The sequence below is a fragment of the Promicromonospora sp. NPDC060204 genome (assembly GCF_042728455.1).
Classification (GTDB): Bacteria; Actinomycetota; Actinomycetes; order Actinomycetales; family Cellulomonadaceae; genus Promicromonospora.
The window spans coordinates 1-17448 of record NZ_JBHWZO010000048.1; the positions used below are offsets into that span (position 1 = coordinate 1).

Genomic DNA, 17448 nt, shown 5'->3' on the forward strand with positions numbered 1-17448 from the left:
GCCGTGGCGCGGCCGGAACCCGGGTCAGACGCCCTGGGCGTCGTCCACGTGGCACCCCTCGGCGGTGTCCTCGTAGTCGTCGACGTGCCCTTCGATCTGCTTGCCCAGCTCCTCCAGCTGGACGCTGAGCGCATCGATCTCGGAGCCGATGGTCTCCGCCGCGGAGATGTCGCCGGCGTTGATCGCGGCCATGAAGTCGTTCAGCCCCTCCAGGTAGACGACCGTCTTGTCGTCCAGCTTGGCCGAGACCTCGAGCATGGCGTCCGCGTCGTCGATCGCGCCGATGCAGGCGGTCGCCGTGGTCTCGGCGCGCTCCTTGGCGATCTCCAGGTCGTCGATCGTTGCGCGAGCCTCGGCGAGGGTCTGCTCCGCGCTCTCCAGGTCCGACGAGAGCGCCGCTGCACGCGACTGCCAGTCGTTCGTCGAGACCACGCCGAGCGCACCCCACACCACGGCCGCGATCAGCAGCACCACCAGCACGAGGGTGACTGCGTGGTCCTTGACGAACGCCACGGCGCCGCCGAGCGCCTGCCCCGGTGCCGGAGCGTCCGGACCGCCCGACGCGGCCGCTCCGGTCGGTGCCACCGCGGACGGCTCTGCCGCTCCAGCAGGCGTGGCCGCGTCGTCCGCGAGCGGTGCCGTGCTCTCGGCGGTCAGCACCTGGCCGGCCGTGGGCTCCGCTGCGTCGGTCGCGGCCGGGTCGTTCGCGACAGGGTTGTTCGCGACCGGGTTGTTCGCGACCGGGTCGGTCGTGACCGGCCCGGCCGCCGTCGTGCTGCCGTCCGTGGCGTCGGAGACGGAGCCGTTCGATGCGTCCGGAGCCGGAACGGGCTCGGCGGACGGGTTCAGTTCTGGAGCGCGGGTCGCGCCCTCGTCGTCGGACATGGGCGCACCGTATCCGGCAAAACGGGCGAAAAGCCGACGTATTCAAGCCAGAGGTGAAAGATCACCCGGCCTGGTTCGTGGCCCCGGTCGCGCTGCCACCTCCGAGCAGGCCGCCGACTACGCCGCCGACCACCCCCTCGACCGTGTCGCCGACCAGGCCGACCGTGCCGCCGACCACGTCCTCGACCAGGCCCGTGCCGGTGGGGGAGTCCGGGTCCTCCTGCGCGGGCGGTTCGGTCGGGGTGGGCTCGGCCGGGGCCGGCGGCTCGGGAGCGGTCGGCGTGCTGCCGCCCGGCTCCGTCGACGAGCCGCCGGAGCCTCCGGACCCAGCGGATCCGCCGTCCTGCCCGCCCGTCGAGCCGGAGCCGGAGCCGGCGCTGTCCCCGCCGCCGGACGCTGGCCGCTTCGTCGCCGCGGCCTCCTGCGCGGGCCGGGAGCCCGGGTCCGCCGGATCGGTCCGGGACACCGCGGGCGACCCCCACGTGCCGACGTCGGACGGGTCGATGGCGCGGTTCGGGACGGAGCCCGCCGCGAAGAACTCGAAGTGCCACGGCTCCGGCTTGGCTCCGCCGAGCCGGGCCCAGGACGGGTTGTCCCAGCCGTAGTCGGGCGCGTGCAGGCGCAGCCACACGTACTCGGGGGAGCTGCCGCCGGCGACGGGGTCGCCCAGGTCGATCGCGAGGCCCCAGCCGTGGTTCGACGTGCCCGGGATCGCGGCGAGGTGCGGCTTGGTGCCCTTGACCGTCACCTGCATGGCGTACGAGCGGTACGAGTCGGTGAGCGGGATCGGGTAGCCGAACTCTTCCTCGAAGCGGGCGCTGAGCGCGGTCAGCCGCTCGGCGGCGTCGCAGCGCAGCAGGTGGCCGGGCGCGAAGGGCAGCGCGCAGAGCACGTCCGCGGGGATGCGGCCGTTGGCGTACCCCGCGGTGGAGTCGCCGTAGGCCGCCACGGTCTGCAGCAGGTTGCGGCGCAGCGACGTCCCGGCGTCGGGCAGCGTGTCCAGCAGCGCGGTGGGCGACGACGGGTCGAGCATGTTGGCGAGCCGCATCGCGGCGACGGCCACCTCGTCGAACGTCACGTAGCCCGGCCCCTCCTCGGGGACGGCACGCTGCGGCGGGAAGGCCTCCGACGGACCCCACTCCGGCGCCCTGGTCTGCCGGAGCGCGGTGGTCACGGTGCGCGACACCTGCTCGGCCCGCACGACCTCGGCCGCGGGGGTCGCCGGGCGCGCCTCGCCCGCCGTCGGCGCCGATTCGACCCGGAGCGGCCGGTCGGCCTCGGCCAGAGCGAGCTGTTGCGCCTGGTAGGTCGTGTAGAGCATGCCGAGCTCCGCGGCGGCCTGGGCGACGCCGGGGCTCGGCTCCGAGCTCTGCCGCAGGGTCAGCTCGGCGCGGTCCAGCACGGCGAGGACCTGGCTCACGGTGACACCGTCCGACACGGCGGACGGCGCGGGCGGGGCGTGCCGGACGGCGCCCAGTCGCGCCGCCGACTGCCCCGGACCCGACGCCGCGGGCATCGTCGCCACGCCCGCCGTCGGCGTGCCGAGCAGCCCGGCGCCCGCCGGCGGGACGCTCGCGGACGCGCTGACCAGGACGCTTCCGGTCACCGCCAGGGCGACGACGCCGGTCCAGGCGCTGCGGCCGTGGCGGCCCAGGGTGCCGCGGCGGCGGTCGTCGGATCGGCGGAAAGCGGCCCCCGGCGGGGAGGACCGTGGCTTCGACATGCCCGGCTCGGCAGTACCGGCAGGCCCGCGAGTGCCGCCTGTACCGGCAGGCCCGCCCTCGCCCGACGTCCGGTCTGCCGGCTGTGCACCGCTCGGCTGTTCGCTCACTGGTCAACGCCCCCTTGCGTATGACATCGGCGCCGGCGAACCACGTCCGCCCGCCGACCGGTCGGGGCAGCGGCGTCGTCGAGCGCCCCGCTGCCGTCCGTCGAAGAACGCCCAGGGTAACGCTACTGACGGGGCATGCAACAACCGGAATGTCGTGCTTGCCGACCGTGCCGTCGGCGACGCCTCGCGGGGCGGCGGACCCGGCACCTGACTCGGCACCCGGGGCGGCACCCCACGGGAGGGCCCGACGCCGTGCCGGTCTCACCCCAGGGGTGGTGGGGCGCCGAGAGAGCGGCGACCGGCACGGCGTCGGGCGGATGGAAGGGACGCCCCGACAGCGGGGCGTCCCAGCCTGGGGTCGACCGGCTACGGCCGGTCGACGGGTGAGCCCACCAGGTGTCCCTGGTAGGCCGGGCTCGTGAGGAACGCCGGGAAGTCGTCCTCCAGGGCGACGGCGCGGAAGATCTCCGCCGCGTCGTCGATCCGGTTGCCGTGCCCGTGCGGCAGCGAGGCCACGACGTCGAGCAGGATCGCCTCGACGCGCTCCCGGGTCACGGGCTGCCGGTCGTCGTCGGTCACGGTGCCCGACGCGATCCACTGCCACACCTGGGACCGGGAGATCTCCGCGGTGGCGGCGTCCTCCATGAGGCTGTCCAGCGCGGCGGCGCCGGTACCGCGGAGCCACGCGTCGAGGTAGCGCACGGCCACCGAGACGTTCGACCGCAGCCCGGCGGACGTCACGGTCGCCCCGGCCCGCCGCGCCGACGCGACGTCGAGCAGCTCGTGCTGCCCCACGGCGACGTCGGGCCGCAGGCGGGTGACCTGGTTCGGCGCGTCACCCAGCACGGCGTCGAACTCGGCCTCGGCCACCGGGATGAGGTCGGGGTGGGCCACCCAGGTGCCGTCGAAACCGTCGCCGGCCTCGCGCTTCTTGTCCGCCGCGACCTGCTGGAACGCCTGCCGCGTGACCTCCGGGTTGCGGCGGTCGGGGATGAACGCGCTCATGCCGCCGATGGCGTGCGCCCCGCGCTTGTGGCAGGTGGCCACGAGCAGCTCCGTGTACGCCCGCATGAACGGCGCCGTCATGGTGACCTGGGCGCGGTCCGGCAGCACGTACGAGTCGCCGCGCGTGCGGAAGCACTTGATCACCGAGAACAGGTAGTCCCAGCGGCCGGCGTTCAGGCCGGCGCAGTGGTCCCGCAGCTCGTAGAGGATCTCCTCCATCTCGAACGCCGCGGGCAGCGTCTCGATGAGCACCGTGGCGCGCACGGTGCCGCGCGGGATGCCGAGGGCGTCCTGTGCCACCTCGAACACCTCGTTCCACAGCCGCGCCTCCCGGTAGCCCTCCAGCTTGGGCAGGTAGAAGTACGGGCCGCGGCCGCGGGCGATGAGCTCGGCGGCGTTGTGGAAGAAGTAGAGACCGAAGTCCACGAGGCTGCCGAGCGTGCTGCTCGTGATGCCGTTCGCGTCCGTGTAACGCAGGTGCGCCTCGTCGAGGTGCCAGCCGCGCGGGCGGAACACGATGGTCGGGAGGTCCACGAGGTCGGCCGACCGCAGGGTGTACTCCTTGCCGCCCTCGTTCGTGAAGCTCAGCGTGCCGCGGATCGCGTCGTGCAGCGCGAGCTGCCCCTCGATCACGTTGGGCCACGTGGGGCTGGAGGCGTCCTCGGCGTCGGCCAGCCAGCACCTGGCGCCCGAGTTGAGCGCGTTGATGGTCATCTTGGGGTCGGTGGGACCCGTGATCTCGACGCGCCGGTCCTCCAGGCCGGGCGCGTTGCGCGATCCGGCCACCCGCCAGTCCGGGTCGTCCCGCACCGGCCGGGTCGAGGCCCGGAAGTCCGGGTCGCTGCCGTCGGCGATGTCCTGGCGGCGCAGCTGGCGCTGCGCGATCAGCTCGTCGCGGCGGGCGTCGAACCGGTCGTGCAGCAGGGCCAGGAACGCCAGGGCCTCCGGCGTCAGGATCTCGCCGTACCGCGGCCCGACGGCCGCGGTCACGGTGATCACGCCTCGCCGGGCGCCGGTCCCCGAGGCGCCCACCCCGCCGTTCGGCAGCGTGCTGGGGGCCGAGCTCCGGGGCGCGGGCGCCGGGGCGGGCGCCTGCACGGGAGCGGGGGTCGACGACGGGGCGGACGCGGTGCGGGCGGCCGGGGCCGACCCGGTGCGGGCCGCCGGCGGGGTGCCGATCCCGGCCAGTCCGGCGTCGGCGTCGTAGGGGCTGGTGCCCTGGGCGCGGGTGTCGATGGTGGCGGTCATCAGAACTGCGCCGCCTCGGTCGAGCCGGCCAGCGCGGTGGTCGCCGAGTCCGGGTTGAGGGCGGTGGCGACGCGGTCGAAGTAGCCGGTGCCGACCTCGCGCTGGTGCCGCGTGGCGGTGTAGCCGCGCTCCTCGGCGGCGAACTCCAGCTCCTGCAGCTTCACGTACGCCGACATCTGCTCGCGGGCGTAGCCGTGGGCGAGGTCGAACATCGAGTAGTTCAGGGCGTGGAAGCCGGCCAGGGTGATGAACTGGAACTTGAACCCCATCGCGCCCAGCTCGCGCTGGAACTTGGCGATCGTGTCGTCGTCGAGGTGCTTCTTCCAGTTGAACGACGGCGAGCAGTTGTAGCTCAGCATCTGGTCGGGGAAGTCCGCCTTGACGGCCTCGGCGAACTTGCGCGCCAGCTCCAGGTCGGGCGTGCCGGTCTCCATCCAGATCAGGTCGGAGTAGGGCGCGTAGGCCTTGGCGCGGGCGATGCACGGCTCGATGCCGTTGGTCACCTTGTAGAAGCCCTCGTTGGTGCGCTCGCCGGTGATGAACGGGCGGTCGCGCTCGTCGACGTCGGACGTGATCAGGGTCGCGGCCTCGGCGTCGGTGCGCGCGATCACGATCGACGGCACGTCGGCGACGTCGGCCGCGAGCCGGGCCGCGTTGAGCGTGCGCACGTGCTGCTGGGTGGGGATGAGCACCTTGCCGCCCAGGTGGCCGCACTTCTTCTCCGAGGCGAGCTGGTCCTCCCAGTGCACGCCCGCGGCGCCCGACTGGATCATCGACTTCATCAGCTCGTACGCGTTCAGGGGGCCGCCGAAGCCGGCCTCGGCGTCGGCCACGATCGGGGCGAGCCAGTCGCGGGTAGGGGTGCCGTTTTCCGACACGTCGATCTGGTCGGCGCGCAGCAGGGCGTTGTTGATGCGGCGGACCACGGCCGGCACGGAGTTGGCCGGGTAGAGCGACTGGTCGGGGTAGGTCTGCCCCGAGAGGTTCGCGTCGCCGGCCACCTGCCAGCCGGAGAGGTAGATCGCCTGGAGGCCGGCCTTGACCTGCTGCACGGCCTGGTTGCCGGTCAGCGCCCCGAGGGCGTTGATGTAGTCCTCCTCGTGGAGCTGGCGCCACAGGCGCTCGGCCCCGCGGCGGGCGAGGGTGCTCTCCTCGCCGACCGAGCCGCGCAGGGCGACGACGTCCTCGGCGGTGAAGCTGCGGTCGATGCCGGCCCAGCGCGGGTCGGACTCCCAGGACTGGCGCAGCTCCTCGGCGGTCTGGACCTGGTCTCCGGCGCGGACGGAGGCCTGCGCCGGCACCGCGGTCGTCGCGGACGTGGTCGCCTCGGACGTGTGGTCGATCGTGGGTGCGCTCATGGCGGGTCTCCTTCTCGGGACGGAACGTTGTCACCGCGTCTGCCGGTGACGTGTTACGACCATCTGCCCTCCGCAACCCCCTTCTCAAGCAGATCCGCGCAGAAGTTTTCGTGTTCTTCTGTTGATCGGAAGCCTTTGCCTATGTCACCCTCGGGCATGGCAGGAAGCACCGAAAATCGCGGAACCGCCCGAAACGCGACATCCTCGCGTTCCCCGCAGGGCGGGCAGAGCGCCCAGCCACGCCGGCAGGCGGCGGGTGCCACGCGCCGTCCGGTGGCGCGTCCCGCGCGCGGCCCGGCGGCGGGTACCGCAGGCGGCCCGACGGCGGACGGCGAGCCCGACGCGCTCACGATCGGCCGGCGGATCCGCTACCTGCGGACCAGCAAGGGCATGACGCTCGAGGACCTCGCTTCGGCGATCGACCGCGCCCCGTCGCAGGTCAGCACGCTGGAGAACGGGAAGCGGGAGCCCAAGTTCTCCCAGCTCCAGGCCATCGCCCGGGCGCTCGGCGCGGGGGTGGACGACCTGCTGTCGGCCGAGCCGCCGTCGGAGCGGGACGCGCTGGAGATCGAGCTGGAGCGGGTGCAGCGCGGCCCCCTGTTCGCGTCCCTCGGGATCGACGGCGTGCGCATCGGCAAGTCGCTGCCCACCGACGCGCTCGGGACCATCCTGGCGCTGCACCGGGAGCTGGAGCGCCTGCACACCGAGCGCGCCGCCACCCCCGAGGAGGCGCGCCGGGCCAACGGCGAGCTCCGCGACGACATGCGCGCCAAGGACAACTACCTGCCCGAGCTGGAGCAGGTCGCCAAGGAGCTGCTGGCCGACGTCGGGCACACCTCCGGGCCGCTGCCGCAGCGGATGGCCGCGGAGATCGCCGCGCACCTGGGCTTCACGCTGCACTACGTGAGCGACCTGCCGCACTCGACGCGGTCGGTGATCGACACCCGCAACCGGCGCGTCTACCTGCCGTCCAAGGGGTTCCGCGGACGCTCGAACACGCGCTCGGCGCTGCTCCAGGCGCTCGCCTCGCACGTGCTCGACCACACGGAGCCGGGCCACTACGGCGAGTTCCTGCGCCAGCGGGTCGAGGCCAACTACCTCGCGGCGGCCCTGATGGTGCCGGAGAAGCCGGGCGTGAAGTTCCTGCGCGACGCCAAGGACGAGCGCGCCATCGCGATCGAGGACCTGCGCGACGCGTTCGGGGTGTCCTTCGAGACCGCCGCGCACCGGTTCACCAACCTCGCGACACGGCATTTGGGCATCCCGGTGCACTTCATGAAGGTCCACGAGTCCGGGATCCTGCACAAGGCGTACGAGAACGACGGCGTGCGGTTCCCCTCGGACGCCCTCGGCGCGGTCGAGGGCCAGCACGTCTGCAAGCAGTGGACGGCACGCCAGGTGTTCGACGTCGAGGACCGGTTCAACCCGTACGCGCAGTACACGGACACGCCGTCGGGCACCTACTGGTGCACGTCGCGCGTGGAGAACACGTCCGACGGCGCCTTCTCGGTCTCCGTCGGCGTGCCGTTCGCGCACGTCAAGTGGTTCTCCGGCCGCGAGACGACGGTCCGGTCGGCGTCGCGGTGCCCCGACGAGTCGTGCTGCCGGCGTCCGCCCGCGGACCTGACCGAGAAGTGGGGCGACTTCGCCTGGCCCTCCGCGCGGCCGCACGCGTCGATGCTCGCCGCGATGCCCTCGGGCGCGTACCCGGGCGTGGAGACCACGGAGGTCTACACGTTCCTGGAGCGGCACGCTCCCGAGAGCTGAGCGAGGCACGCTCCCGAGGGCTGAGGCCGAGCGCTGGTGGACGTCAGCGCTGGAAGAAGCCGAGCGAGTACAGCCCGTCCGGCTGGTCCTCGCCGACCGGGTCGGCGCCGTCGTCCCAGTTCTTGAACTCGACGGTGACCGGGCCGGCGGCGCCGGCGTCCACCTGGAACTCCTCGCCGTTGGCGAAGTAGCCGAGGGGCTCCTCGCCCAGCACCTGGTCCTGGCGGTCCACCACGAGCAGGGACGCGATGTCGGGGCAGGTGCCGTCGGTCCCGACGTCGCGCCGGAGGCCGACGGCGAGGTAGGACCGGCCGCCGGGGACCATCCCGACGCCGAGGGCGACGTTGCCGATCCCGGTGGTGACGCGGCATCCCGAGGGCGGCTGCGCGTGCGACCAGAGCGTGGTCTGCGGGCGCTGGGTCTCGTCGTCGAAGAGCACCGACCGGACCGCGTAGCCGGTCTCCGTGGTGGCCGGCCAGACCACGCGTGTCGCGGAGTCGCCGGTGACGAGCTGCGCGTGGACGCTCGCGCGGAGCCGGTACACGGGAAGCTGGTTCGTGCTCGCCTGCCGCCACAGGAGGTTGCCGCCGATGATCGTCTCGCGGCCCTCGCCGTCCGTGTCGATCGCGAGGTTGGGCGCGGGGTCGTTCACCGTGCCGACCGTCGTGGGTGGGGTCAGTGTGGTCGAGCCCGCCCGGACGACGGACCGGCGGACGTCCGCGGTCCCGCCGGCGGGCGCCGCCCAGACCAGCGTGGTCTTGCCCTGGTCGTTGAGCGCGACGTCGGCGGGGACGTCCGCGGGGACGCCGGGGACCTCCTGCACCACCCACTGCCCGCCGTGGACCAGGCGGGCCAGCACGGTCCCGCCGCCGCCGTCCTCGTGGAGCCGGAGGAGCACCGCCACGTCGCCCGCGGAGTTCGCGGCGAACTGCGTCGCGTGCACGTCGTCGTCGTAGAACGTCGCGGCGTCGCTCCAGGTGCTGCCGTCGTGGGTGCGGTAGCGGGCCGCCCCGTCCGCGCTGAACCGGAGGTCCACGGCGTACCCGTTCTCGCCGGTCGCGATCTCGGCCCACGTGCCCGGGTCGTTCTCGGTGCGGACCCAGTCGTTCCCGTAGCCGTTCTCCAGGTAGGAGACCACCTTGTACCCGCCCTCGGAGCTCGCGTCGACGAAAACCCGGCCGGAGCCGGCGACGGCGACCTCGCGGTGCGCCTCCTCCGGGCGCGGGTCCCAGCCCGGCATCGGGTCGCCGGGTGCGGCGACTGCCGGGGTGGCGACCAGGCCGGTCAGGAGGACGGAGGCCGCGGCTGTCGCGGTCAGGGTTGCTCGGCGCACGATGACTCCTGGGGGTGTCAGGCGATGCGCGCTGCCGCGGCGGTGCGGCGGCGCCCTGGTCCCGGCCGGGCGGCCGAGGCCGCCTCGATCGTGGCACGCGGAGGTTGTCCGGGGCACGCGAATAAGTCCGGCCCGAGGCCGGGATGCTCCCGGCTCCGGGCCGGGAGGCTCCCCGGCCCGGAGCGGGCCCAGCAGGTCAGCAGCCCGTGACCAGGTCGTACACCCCCTCCGACGTCTCCCGCAGGGTCGTCACGGTCGCGTTCCCCTGGCCCAGGTAGTCCAGGGAGCCGACGGCGTAGAACGGGTTGTACGGGTCGATGCCGTACGACGTCGCCCGGCCCGCGGCCTGGTGCTGCGCGTTCGTGGCCGCGCCGCAGAACAGGCCCGGCGGGTCCGTCGGCGGGTCGGTCGGGGGGTCCGTCGGCGGGTCGGTGGGCTCGGCCGACCGGTCCACGCGCCGGTTGTTGTCGAAGAAGAAGTCCGTCACGTACGCCGGGTAGTTCACCGAGCTCGTCGAGATGTACGAGCCGCCCGGCCCGCCGCCGGCCGGCCACGCGTGGCCCACGTTCGTGTTGGCGATGAGGGAGACGCGCGGTCCCGAGGCGTCGGACCACAGGGTGCCGCTACCGGCGGTGTTCGTTCCCGGCAGCCCTGCCAGGGAGAACGACGACTGGCTGGAGGCGCCGTAGATCCCGGCCATGACCTGCGCGTTCAGCGTGTTGTAGCCGGTCGCGACCGTCGTGTCGGACGACCCGTACACCACCGACGTCACCTGCGTGCCGAAGCCCGGCGAGCCGGTCGACGCGAAGTTGCGGCAGACCGTCGTGGCCTGCGCCTTCGTGGTCGCCACCGACCCGATCTGGCCCGACGTCGTGCCGACCGTCGGGCCGGCGTTGATGCCGATCCCCGCGAAGACGTCGGGCGCGAGGCAGCCCATCACCATGGTCTCGCCGCCGCCGGACGAGAGCCCGGAGAGGTAGACCTGGTTCGGGTCGATGCCGAGCGAGGCGTCCCCGAGCAGGTCGTCGACGAGCTGCAGCAGGTTGTCGTCGTGCCGCGCCGGGTTGGCCCGCGAGTGCGAGGTGTCGTAGTAGTCCCAGCAGCCGAGCAGCACGCCGCCGTTCGGGGCCGCGGGGACGGCCACGACCATGCCGTGCTCGTCGGCCGTCGTCGCCCAGTTGCCGCCGCTCTTCAGGTTGGCCGACGTCTGCACGCAGCCGTGCAGGTTGATCATCAGCGCCCGGCCGGCCGCCAGCGCGGGCTGCGACGTCGGCACGTAGAGCTGCGTCGTCATGCCGCCGGCCGTACGGGACGACCAGGCGCCGGCCGCGACCGACTGCGCGGCCGGCTGGGCGACGGCGGCCACGGCCGCGACCGCGGGCGGGGTGAGCGCCACGGCGACGACGGCCGCGATCCAGACGGCCAGGCGCCCAGGGCGCCGTGGGGATGGGTGTGTCATGCGAACCTCCACGTTGAGGTCGTGCCGCCCGAGGCGCTCCGATGCGCGGGGTCAGCCGGACATCTGCGGACATTAGGTGCGACCTGAATCACCTGTCAATAGTTCACCCGGCCCCTTCTGCGGGCGGATGGGTTGACACGAGATGCCCGTCTCGTCCACTATCTCCGCAACCTGAATCGCCTCTCAGGTTTGGGCGACGTAGCCCGCACCCCACGAGCGGCGACCACCCGAAGAAGGGCAGAGTCATGCGGACGAGGAAGTCCCTCATGGCCGTCGCCGCGGCCGCGGTCACGGGCCTGGCGCTCGCGGCGTGCGCGCCGACCGGCGCGACCACCGGCGGCAGCGGCGACGACGGCGCGGACGCGGCACCGATCGACGTCGGCATCGTCTACTCCGAGTCGGGGCCGCTCGCCGCCTACGGCGCGGCCTACAAGCAGGGGTTCGAGGCTGGCATCGAGTACGCCACGGACGGCACCGGGACGGTGGCCGGCCATGAGCTGAACGTGACCTACCACGACGACGCCGGCGACCCCGAGAAGGCGGTCTCGCAGGCCAAGGACCTGATCGGCAAGGGCTACCAGATCCTGGGCGGCACGGTCGTCTCGGGTGTGGCGCTGCCGCTCGCCGAGCAGGCCGAGCAGAACAAGGTCCTGTACGTCTCCGGCCCCGCTGCCGTGGACACGCTCACCGGCATCAACCGGTACACCTTCCGCAGCGGCCGGCAGTCGCTGCAGGACGTCGCCGCGGCGGGCACGTTCGTGGACCCGAAGGGCGCGAAGGTCGTCGTCTTCGCCCAGGACAACGCGTTCGGGCAGGGCAACCTCGCCGCGGTCGAGGGCGTGCTGGGCGGCCAGGGCGCCGAGGTCTCCTCGGTGCTGGTGCCCGAGGACGCCACCGAGTTCACGCCCTTCGCCAAGAAGGTGCTCGACGCGAAGGCCGACATGGTCTTCGTGGCCTGGGCCGGCGCCACGACGGGCGCGATGTGGCAGGGCCTGGACCAGCAGGGCGTGCTCGACGGGACCACCGTCGTGACCGGCCTGGGCGACGTGGCCACCTACGGCGCCTACGGCGACGCGGCCGAGAAGGTCAGCTTCCTGAACCACTACTTCCCGGGCGCGGCCGGCACGGAGACCGAGACGGCGATGCTGGACGCCGTCGAGGCGGCCGGCGGCACGCCCGACCTGTTCACACCGGACGGCTTCGTGGCGGCGCAGCTGATCGTGCACGCGATCGAGGAGGGCGCCGGCGACGTCGAGGCGATGGTCGACGCGCTGGAGGGCTACACGTTCGAGGGCCCCAAGGGCGAGACCACGGTCCGCGCGTCCGACCACGCCCTGATCCAGCCGATGTACCAGGCCAAGCTGGTCAAGGACGGCGACACCTGGACGCCGGAGCTGGTCGAGGTCATCGACGGCGAGACTGTCGCGCCTGCCGAGGCGAGCGAGTAATGGCGACGGGGGGCGAGCCGGTCCTCGAGACGGCCGGCCTCGGGCTGACGATCGGCGGCGCGCGCATCCTCGACGGGGTGGACCTCCGGGTGGGGCACGGCGAGCTGCTGGGCGTGATCGGTCCGAACGGCGCGGGCAAGACCACGCTGTTCAACCTGATCAGCGGGATCTACCGGGCCACGAGCGGCCGGGTGCTGCTCGGGGGCCGGGACGTGACCGCGGCCTCCGTCGCGGTCCGGGCCCGGGCCGGCCTGGGCCGGACGTTCCAGACGTCGAGCCTGTTCCCGCGGCTGTCCGTCGTCGAGAACGTCCGGCTCGCCACCCAGCGCCGCCTCGGCGGCAGCCTCTCGGTGCTGAGCTTTCCCCGGCGCGGCGACGCCGCGTCGGGGGAGGCCGCCGAGCACCTCGCGACCGTGGGCCTGACCCACCGGGCCGACGCCGCAGCCGGCGACCTGTCCCACGGCGACAAGCGCAAGCTGGAGATCGCCGTGCTGCTGGCCATGGACTCGTCGGTGGTGCTGCTGGACGAGCCGATGGCGGGCGTGGCGACGGGCGACGTCGCCGGGCTGGTCGAGGTGATCCGGTCCATCAACGACTCCGGCCGCACGGTGCTCATGGTGGAGCACCACATGGACGTGGTGCTCGGCCTGGCCGACCGGGTCGCCGTCATGCACCATGGCGAGCTCCTGACCTGCGACGTCCCGGAGAAGGTCATGGCGGACGAGACGGTTCAGTCCGCGTACCTGGGCACGACGGCGGGGAGCGCTGCATGAGCGGGCCGAACGTGCTGGAGGTGCGCGGCCTGTCCGCGCGCATCGCCGGCCAGGAGGTGGTGCACGACGTGTCGTTCGAGGTCCCGGCGTCCGGCGTCACCGCGGTGCTCGGCCGTAACGGCGTCGGCAAGACGTCCACGCTGCGGGCGGTCCTCGGCCTGATCGAGCGATCGGGCGAGGTGCTGCTCGACGGCGTCCGCGTGGACGCCGAGCGCACGGACCGCATCGTCCGGCGCGGCGTGGGGTACGTGCCGGAGGACCGCGAGGTGTTCGCGGGCCTGACGGTCGCCGAGAACCTGCGGCTCGCGGAACGCCGCGCGGGGAGCGGCGGCATGCGGGCAGCACGCCGCGCGGGGAGCGGCGGTTCGGGGGCGGAACGGCCCGGAACGACGTCGCACGGCACGACGGCGGAGCGTCGCCAGCTCGTCGACGCCCTGTTCCCGGACCTCGTCAAGCGGGCCGGGCAGCGTGCGGGCACGCTTTCGGGCGGGCAGCAGCAGATGGTCTCCCTGGCCCGGGCGCTGCTCAACGACAACCGCATCCTGCTCGTGGACGAGCCCACCAAGGGGCTGGCGCCGCGGATCGTGACCGAGGTCGCCGAGACGCTGGCCACGGCCGCGCTGACCGTGCCGGTGCTGCTCGTCGAGCAGAACCTCCAGGTGGTCGAGCGGCTGGCCGAACGCGTCGTGGTGATCGACGCCGGACGCGTGGTGCACACGGGTCCGGCGCGGGCGCTGCTGGACGACCCCGACCTGGTCCAGCGGCTGCTGGGGGTCTCGGCGGGCGAACCCGACCCGGCTGCCGAGCCCGACCCGGCCGGCGAGGAAGCAACGACCACCGCGGAGGCCGGCCGATGAGCACCCTGATCCTCCTGCTGGCCACGGGCCTCGGCCTGGGCGGGCTGTACTTCCTCGTCGCCTCGGGCCTGTCCCTGATCTACGGCCTGATGGGCGTGCTCAACTTCGCGCACGGCTCGTTCCTCACGCTCGGCGCGTTCGTCGGGCTCGCGGCCGGCAACCTCGTCGGCGCGGGCACCTGGGGCGGGCTCCTGCTGGGCCTCCTGGTCGGCGCGCTGACCGGCGCGGCCGCGGCGACCGCCACGGAGCTGGGCCTCATCCGGCCCCTCTACAACCGGCACATCGAGCAGGTGCTCGTCACCGTCGGCCTCTCGCTCGCGACGGTCGCCCTGTTCGAGGGGATCTGGGGGCCGAACCCCCGGAACGTCACGCGCACCGAGTGGCTGTCCTCGACCACCGACGTCCTGGGCGCGCACGTGCCGAACACCGCGTTCCTCAACGTGCTCGCGGCGGCGGCGGTGCTCGGCGGCATCGTCGCGTTCCTGCGGTACACGCGGTACGGCCTGATCATCCGTGCCGGCGTCGAGAACCGGGCCATGGTCACGGCGCTCGGCATCGACGTGCGCCGCGCGTTCACGCTCGTGTTCGCCGTGGGCGGGGCGGCCGCCGGCCTGGGCGGCGTGCTGGCCACGCAGTCCCTGAACTACGTCTCGCCGCACCTGGGCGCGAGCCTGCTGATCTTCGCGTTCATCGTCACGGTGATCGGCGGCATGGGCTCGCTGACCGGCGCGGCGGTGGCGTCCGTCGTCGTCGCCGTGCTGCAGCAGCTCGCGAACTTCTACCTGAACAACACCGGCGACCTGATCGTCGTCCTGCTCCTGGCGCTCGTGCTGCTCGTGCGCCCGTCCGGACTGATGGGGAGGCCCGCATGACCAGCATCCGCACCCGCCTCGGCGGCCTGGCGCTCCTGGTGCTCCTGGCCTGCCTGCCGCTGCTCGCGCTCCCGGTCCCCGGCGTGCTGCCCGGGTACACCTACGAGCCCGGCACGCTCCAGCTCCTCGCCCTGTGCTGGCTGACGGCGGCGCTCGCGCTGTCGTACCACCTGCTGTTCGGGGTCGCGGGCCTGATGAGCTTTGGGCACGCGCTGTACTTCGCGGCCGGGATCTACGGCCTCGCGATCGTGCTGGACCGCACCGACGTGCCGCTCCTGCCCGCCGCCGCGCTCGTGCTCGTGGGCGGTGTGGCCGTCGCGTTCGTCGTGGGCGCCATCTCCCTGCGGGTCACCGGCATCTCGTTCGCCATGGTCACGCTCGCGTTCGCCCAGGCGGGCAACGTGCTCGTCCGGCGCGACCAGGGCGACCTGACCGGCGGCGAGGAGGGGCTCGCGCTCGCGACCGACGGCGTGCCGGCCGCCTTCGTGGGCGTGGTCAACACCCGCAACCTGTACTGGCTGGCGCTCGTCGTGCTGGTGCTCGTGTACCTGGTGGTGCTGTGGATCGAGCGCAGCCGGGCTGGGCACATGGCCGCGGCCGTGCGCGAGAACGAGGTGCGCGTGCGGATCATCGGCGGCCGCCCCTACCTGACCAAGCTCGTGGTGTTCGTCCTGGCGGCATCGCTCGCTACCGTCGTCGGGATGGCGTACCTGCTGCTGCAGTCCGGCGCCTCGCCGGCGACGTCGACCGCGGACTTCACGCTCACGCTCCTGGTCATGGTGGTGCTGGGCGGCGTCGGCTCGCGGTGGGGCGCGGTCGTGGGGGCGGTGCTCTACACGCTGCTGGACCAGCGCCTCGCCGAGCTCGCGCACTCCGAGGCCGTGGCCGGGCTGCCCGCCGTGCTCCGGATCCCGCTGTCGGAGCCGATGTTCCTGCTGGGCACGTGCTTCGTGCTGGTCGTGATCTTCCTGCCCGGCGGGCTGGCGGGTGCGGCCGAGCGGCTCGCCGCCCGGCGTCGGCCCGCGGCGAGCCCCGCGCCCGAGGGGGCGGCGGCATGAGCGACCTGCACACGCTGGGCCGGTGGCCCCGCGACCGCGCCCTGGCCACGCCCGACCGGGTGGCGGTCGACGACCGCGGCGTCACCCTGACCTACCGCGCCCTGGAGACCCGGGCGACGGCGCTCGCGGCCCGGCTGCTCGACGCGGGCTACGGCGTGGGCGACCGGATCGCCACCGTCACCGGCAACAGCTCCGACCAGGTGGTGCTGTTCTTCGCCTGCGCCAAGGCCGGGCTGGTGCTCGCGCCGTTGTCGTGGCGGCTGTCGCCGCACGAGCTCGCGGCGCAGCTCGACCAGGCCGACCCCGCGCTCGTGCTCGTCGAGGAGGAGTGCGGCACCCTGGCGGACGCCGCGCTCGAACGGCTGCCGCTGCCGCCGTCGCGCACCGCGCTGGGGCCGCACGGCGTGGAGGCGCGCGTGCCGCCGCCCACGCGGCGGATGTCCCTCGCCGAGCCGCCGCCCGCCGGCCCGCCGCACCGAGCGGTGCGCGACGACGACCCGCTGCTGCTGGTGTTCACGTCCGGCACGGGCGGCTCCTCGCGGGGCGCGCTGCTCACCCATGCCAACTGCTTCTGGAACAACCTGTCGCTGTCCCGGACCGTGGAGCTGACCAGCACGGACGTGGTGCTCTCGGTGCTGCCGCAGTTCCACGTGGGCGGCTGGAACATCCAGCCGCTGCTGGCCTGGTGGACGGGCGCGACCGTGGTGCTGGAGCGCACCTTCGAGCCCGAGCGGGTGCTGCGCCTGGTCGCCGACCGGCGCGTCACGACCATGATGGGCGTGCCCACCAACTACCTCCTGCTCGCCGAGCACCCCGGCTTCGCGGCGGCCGACCTGAGCTCGCTGCGGCACGCCGTGGTGGGCGGCGCGCCCATGCCGGAGCCGCTGCTGCGCGCCTGGCACCGCCGCGGCGTCGCGCTCACCCAGGGCTACGGCCTCACGGAGGCAGGCCCCAACGTGCTCTGCCTGCCCGACGACGTGGCGCGCGACCGCGTCGGCTCCGCCGGCGTGCCGTACCCGCACGTCGAGGTCGCGGTGGCCGACCCGGTCACCGGCGAGCACCTCGCGGGCACCGCGACCGGCGAGCTGCTGGTGCGTGGCCCGAGCGTGTTCGCGGGCTATTTCCGGGAGCCGCAGGCGACCGCGGCGTCGTTCGCGGGCGGCTGGCTGCGCACCGGTGACCTGGTGGAACGCGATGCCGACGGGTACTACCGCGTGGTGGACCGGCTCAAGGACGTGTTCATCACGGGCGGCGAGAACGTCACGCCGGCCGAGGTGGAGGCGGCTCTGCGCCGGCACCCCGCCGTGGCGGACGCCGCCGTCGTCGGCGTGCCCGACGAGCGCTGGGGCGAGGTGGGGCACGCGTTCGTGGTGCCGCGCGGCGGCCGGCTCACCGACGCGGAGGACCTGGAGGCCTTCTGCCGACGCGAGCTCGCGGGTTACAAGGTGCCGCGGCACTTTGATCTGGTCCCCGACCTGCCACGCTCGTCCCTGAACAAGGTGGTGCGCTCGGCGCTCCACGTACGCCCAGCCGAGGAGGCCCGGTGAGCACCAA

At 73.6% G+C, this 17448-nt stretch carries 13 protein-coding genes; 7 read left to right on the forward strand and 6 right to left on the reverse strand.

Annotated elements, in window-relative coordinates; all coding sequences use genetic code 11:
* Window positions 1–24: 24 nt before the first annotated feature.
* From ACFWEJ_RS08700 to aceA, 4 genes are all read right to left on the reverse strand, one after another.
* Window positions 25–885, reverse strand: a complete 861-nt coding sequence (locus ACFWEJ_RS08700) for a hypothetical protein (RefSeq protein WP_377228804.1) — start codon at window positions 883–885, stop codon at window positions 25–27.
* Between the two features lie 61 nt (window positions 886–946).
* Window positions 947–2608 carry a D-alanyl-D-alanine carboxypeptidase family protein gene (locus tag ACFWEJ_RS08705; RefSeq protein WP_377228805.1) on the reverse strand — a complete coding sequence of 554 codons (1662 nt, stop codon included), beginning with the start codon at window positions 2606–2608 and terminating at the stop codon, window positions 947–949.
* Window positions 2609–3082: 474 nt separating this feature from the next.
* Window positions 3083–4969, reverse strand: coding sequence for a malate synthase A (aceB, locus tag ACFWEJ_RS08710; protein ID WP_377228806.1), 1887 nt, complete (start codon window positions 4967–4969; stop codon window positions 3083–3085).
* Window positions 4969–6327 (reverse strand): isocitrate lyase, encoded by a 1359-nt coding sequence (gene aceA, locus ACFWEJ_RS08715; RefSeq protein WP_377228807.1) that lies wholly within the window; start codon window positions 6325–6327, stop codon window positions 4969–4971. The genes aceB and aceA overlap by 1 nt, the downstream gene beginning before the upstream one ends.
* Before the next feature lie 273 nt (window positions 6328–6600).
* Between aceA and ACFWEJ_RS08720 the strand changes: the two genes are divergently transcribed.
* Window positions 6601–8094 (forward strand): helix-turn-helix domain-containing protein, encoded by a 1494-nt coding sequence (locus ACFWEJ_RS08720; RefSeq protein ID WP_377228808.1) that lies wholly within the window; start codon window positions 6601–6603, stop codon window positions 8092–8094.
* 43 nt (window positions 8095–8137) lie between these two features.
* Here the strand turns inward: ACFWEJ_RS08720 and ACFWEJ_RS08725 are convergent, their stop codons facing one another.
* Both ACFWEJ_RS08725 and ACFWEJ_RS08730 read right to left on the reverse strand, forming a co-directional pair.
* Window positions 8138–9427: a hypothetical protein gene (locus tag ACFWEJ_RS08725; RefSeq protein WP_377228809.1), complete on the reverse strand. Its 1290-nt coding sequence runs from the start codon at window positions 9425–9427 to the stop codon at window positions 8138–8140.
* Between the two features lie 196 nt (window positions 9428–9623).
* Window positions 9624–10886 (reverse strand): PHB depolymerase family esterase, encoded by a 1263-nt coding sequence (locus ACFWEJ_RS08730; RefSeq protein ID WP_377228810.1) that lies wholly within the window; start codon window positions 10884–10886, stop codon window positions 9624–9626.
* Window positions 10887–11131: 245 nt separating this feature from the next.
* Between ACFWEJ_RS08730 and ACFWEJ_RS08735 the strand changes: the two genes are divergently transcribed.
* Genes ACFWEJ_RS08735 through ACFWEJ_RS08760 form a run of 6 tightly spaced genes read left to right on the forward strand, consistent with a single transcriptional unit; the run spans window position 11132 to window position 17441 of the window.
* Window positions 11132–12334, forward strand: a complete 1203-nt coding sequence (locus ACFWEJ_RS08735; protein WP_377228811.1) for a substrate-binding domain-containing protein — start codon at window positions 11132–11134, stop codon at window positions 12332–12334.
* Entirely contained in the window at window positions 12334–13107 is a 774-nt protein-coding gene (locus ACFWEJ_RS08740; RefSeq protein WP_377228812.1) for an ABC transporter ATP-binding protein, read from the forward strand. The genes ACFWEJ_RS08735 and ACFWEJ_RS08740 overlap by 1 nt, the downstream gene beginning before the upstream one ends.
* Window positions 13104–13964, forward strand: a complete 861-nt coding sequence (locus ACFWEJ_RS08745; protein WP_377228813.1) for an ABC transporter ATP-binding protein — start codon at window positions 13104–13106, stop codon at window positions 13962–13964. The genes ACFWEJ_RS08740 and ACFWEJ_RS08745 overlap by 4 nt, the downstream gene beginning before the upstream one ends.
* Window positions 13961–14836 carry a branched-chain amino acid ABC transporter permease gene (locus ACFWEJ_RS08750; RefSeq protein WP_377228814.1) on the forward strand — a complete coding sequence of 292 codons (876 nt, stop codon included), beginning with the start codon at window positions 13961–13963 and terminating at the stop codon, window positions 14834–14836. Before ACFWEJ_RS08745 ends, ACFWEJ_RS08750 begins: the two co-directional genes overlap by 4 nt.
* Window positions 14833–15894, forward strand: a complete 1062-nt coding sequence (locus ACFWEJ_RS08755) for a branched-chain amino acid ABC transporter permease (protein ID WP_377228815.1) — start codon at window positions 14833–14835, stop codon at window positions 15892–15894. The genes ACFWEJ_RS08750 and ACFWEJ_RS08755 overlap by 4 nt, the downstream gene beginning before the upstream one ends.
* Window positions 15891–17441: a class I adenylate-forming enzyme family protein gene (locus ACFWEJ_RS08760; RefSeq protein ID WP_377228816.1), complete on the forward strand. Its 1551-nt coding sequence runs from the start codon at window positions 15891–15893 to the stop codon at window positions 17439–17441. The genes ACFWEJ_RS08755 and ACFWEJ_RS08760 overlap by 4 nt, the downstream gene beginning before the upstream one ends.
* The last annotated feature ends 7 nt before the right edge of the window (window positions 17442–17448 follow it).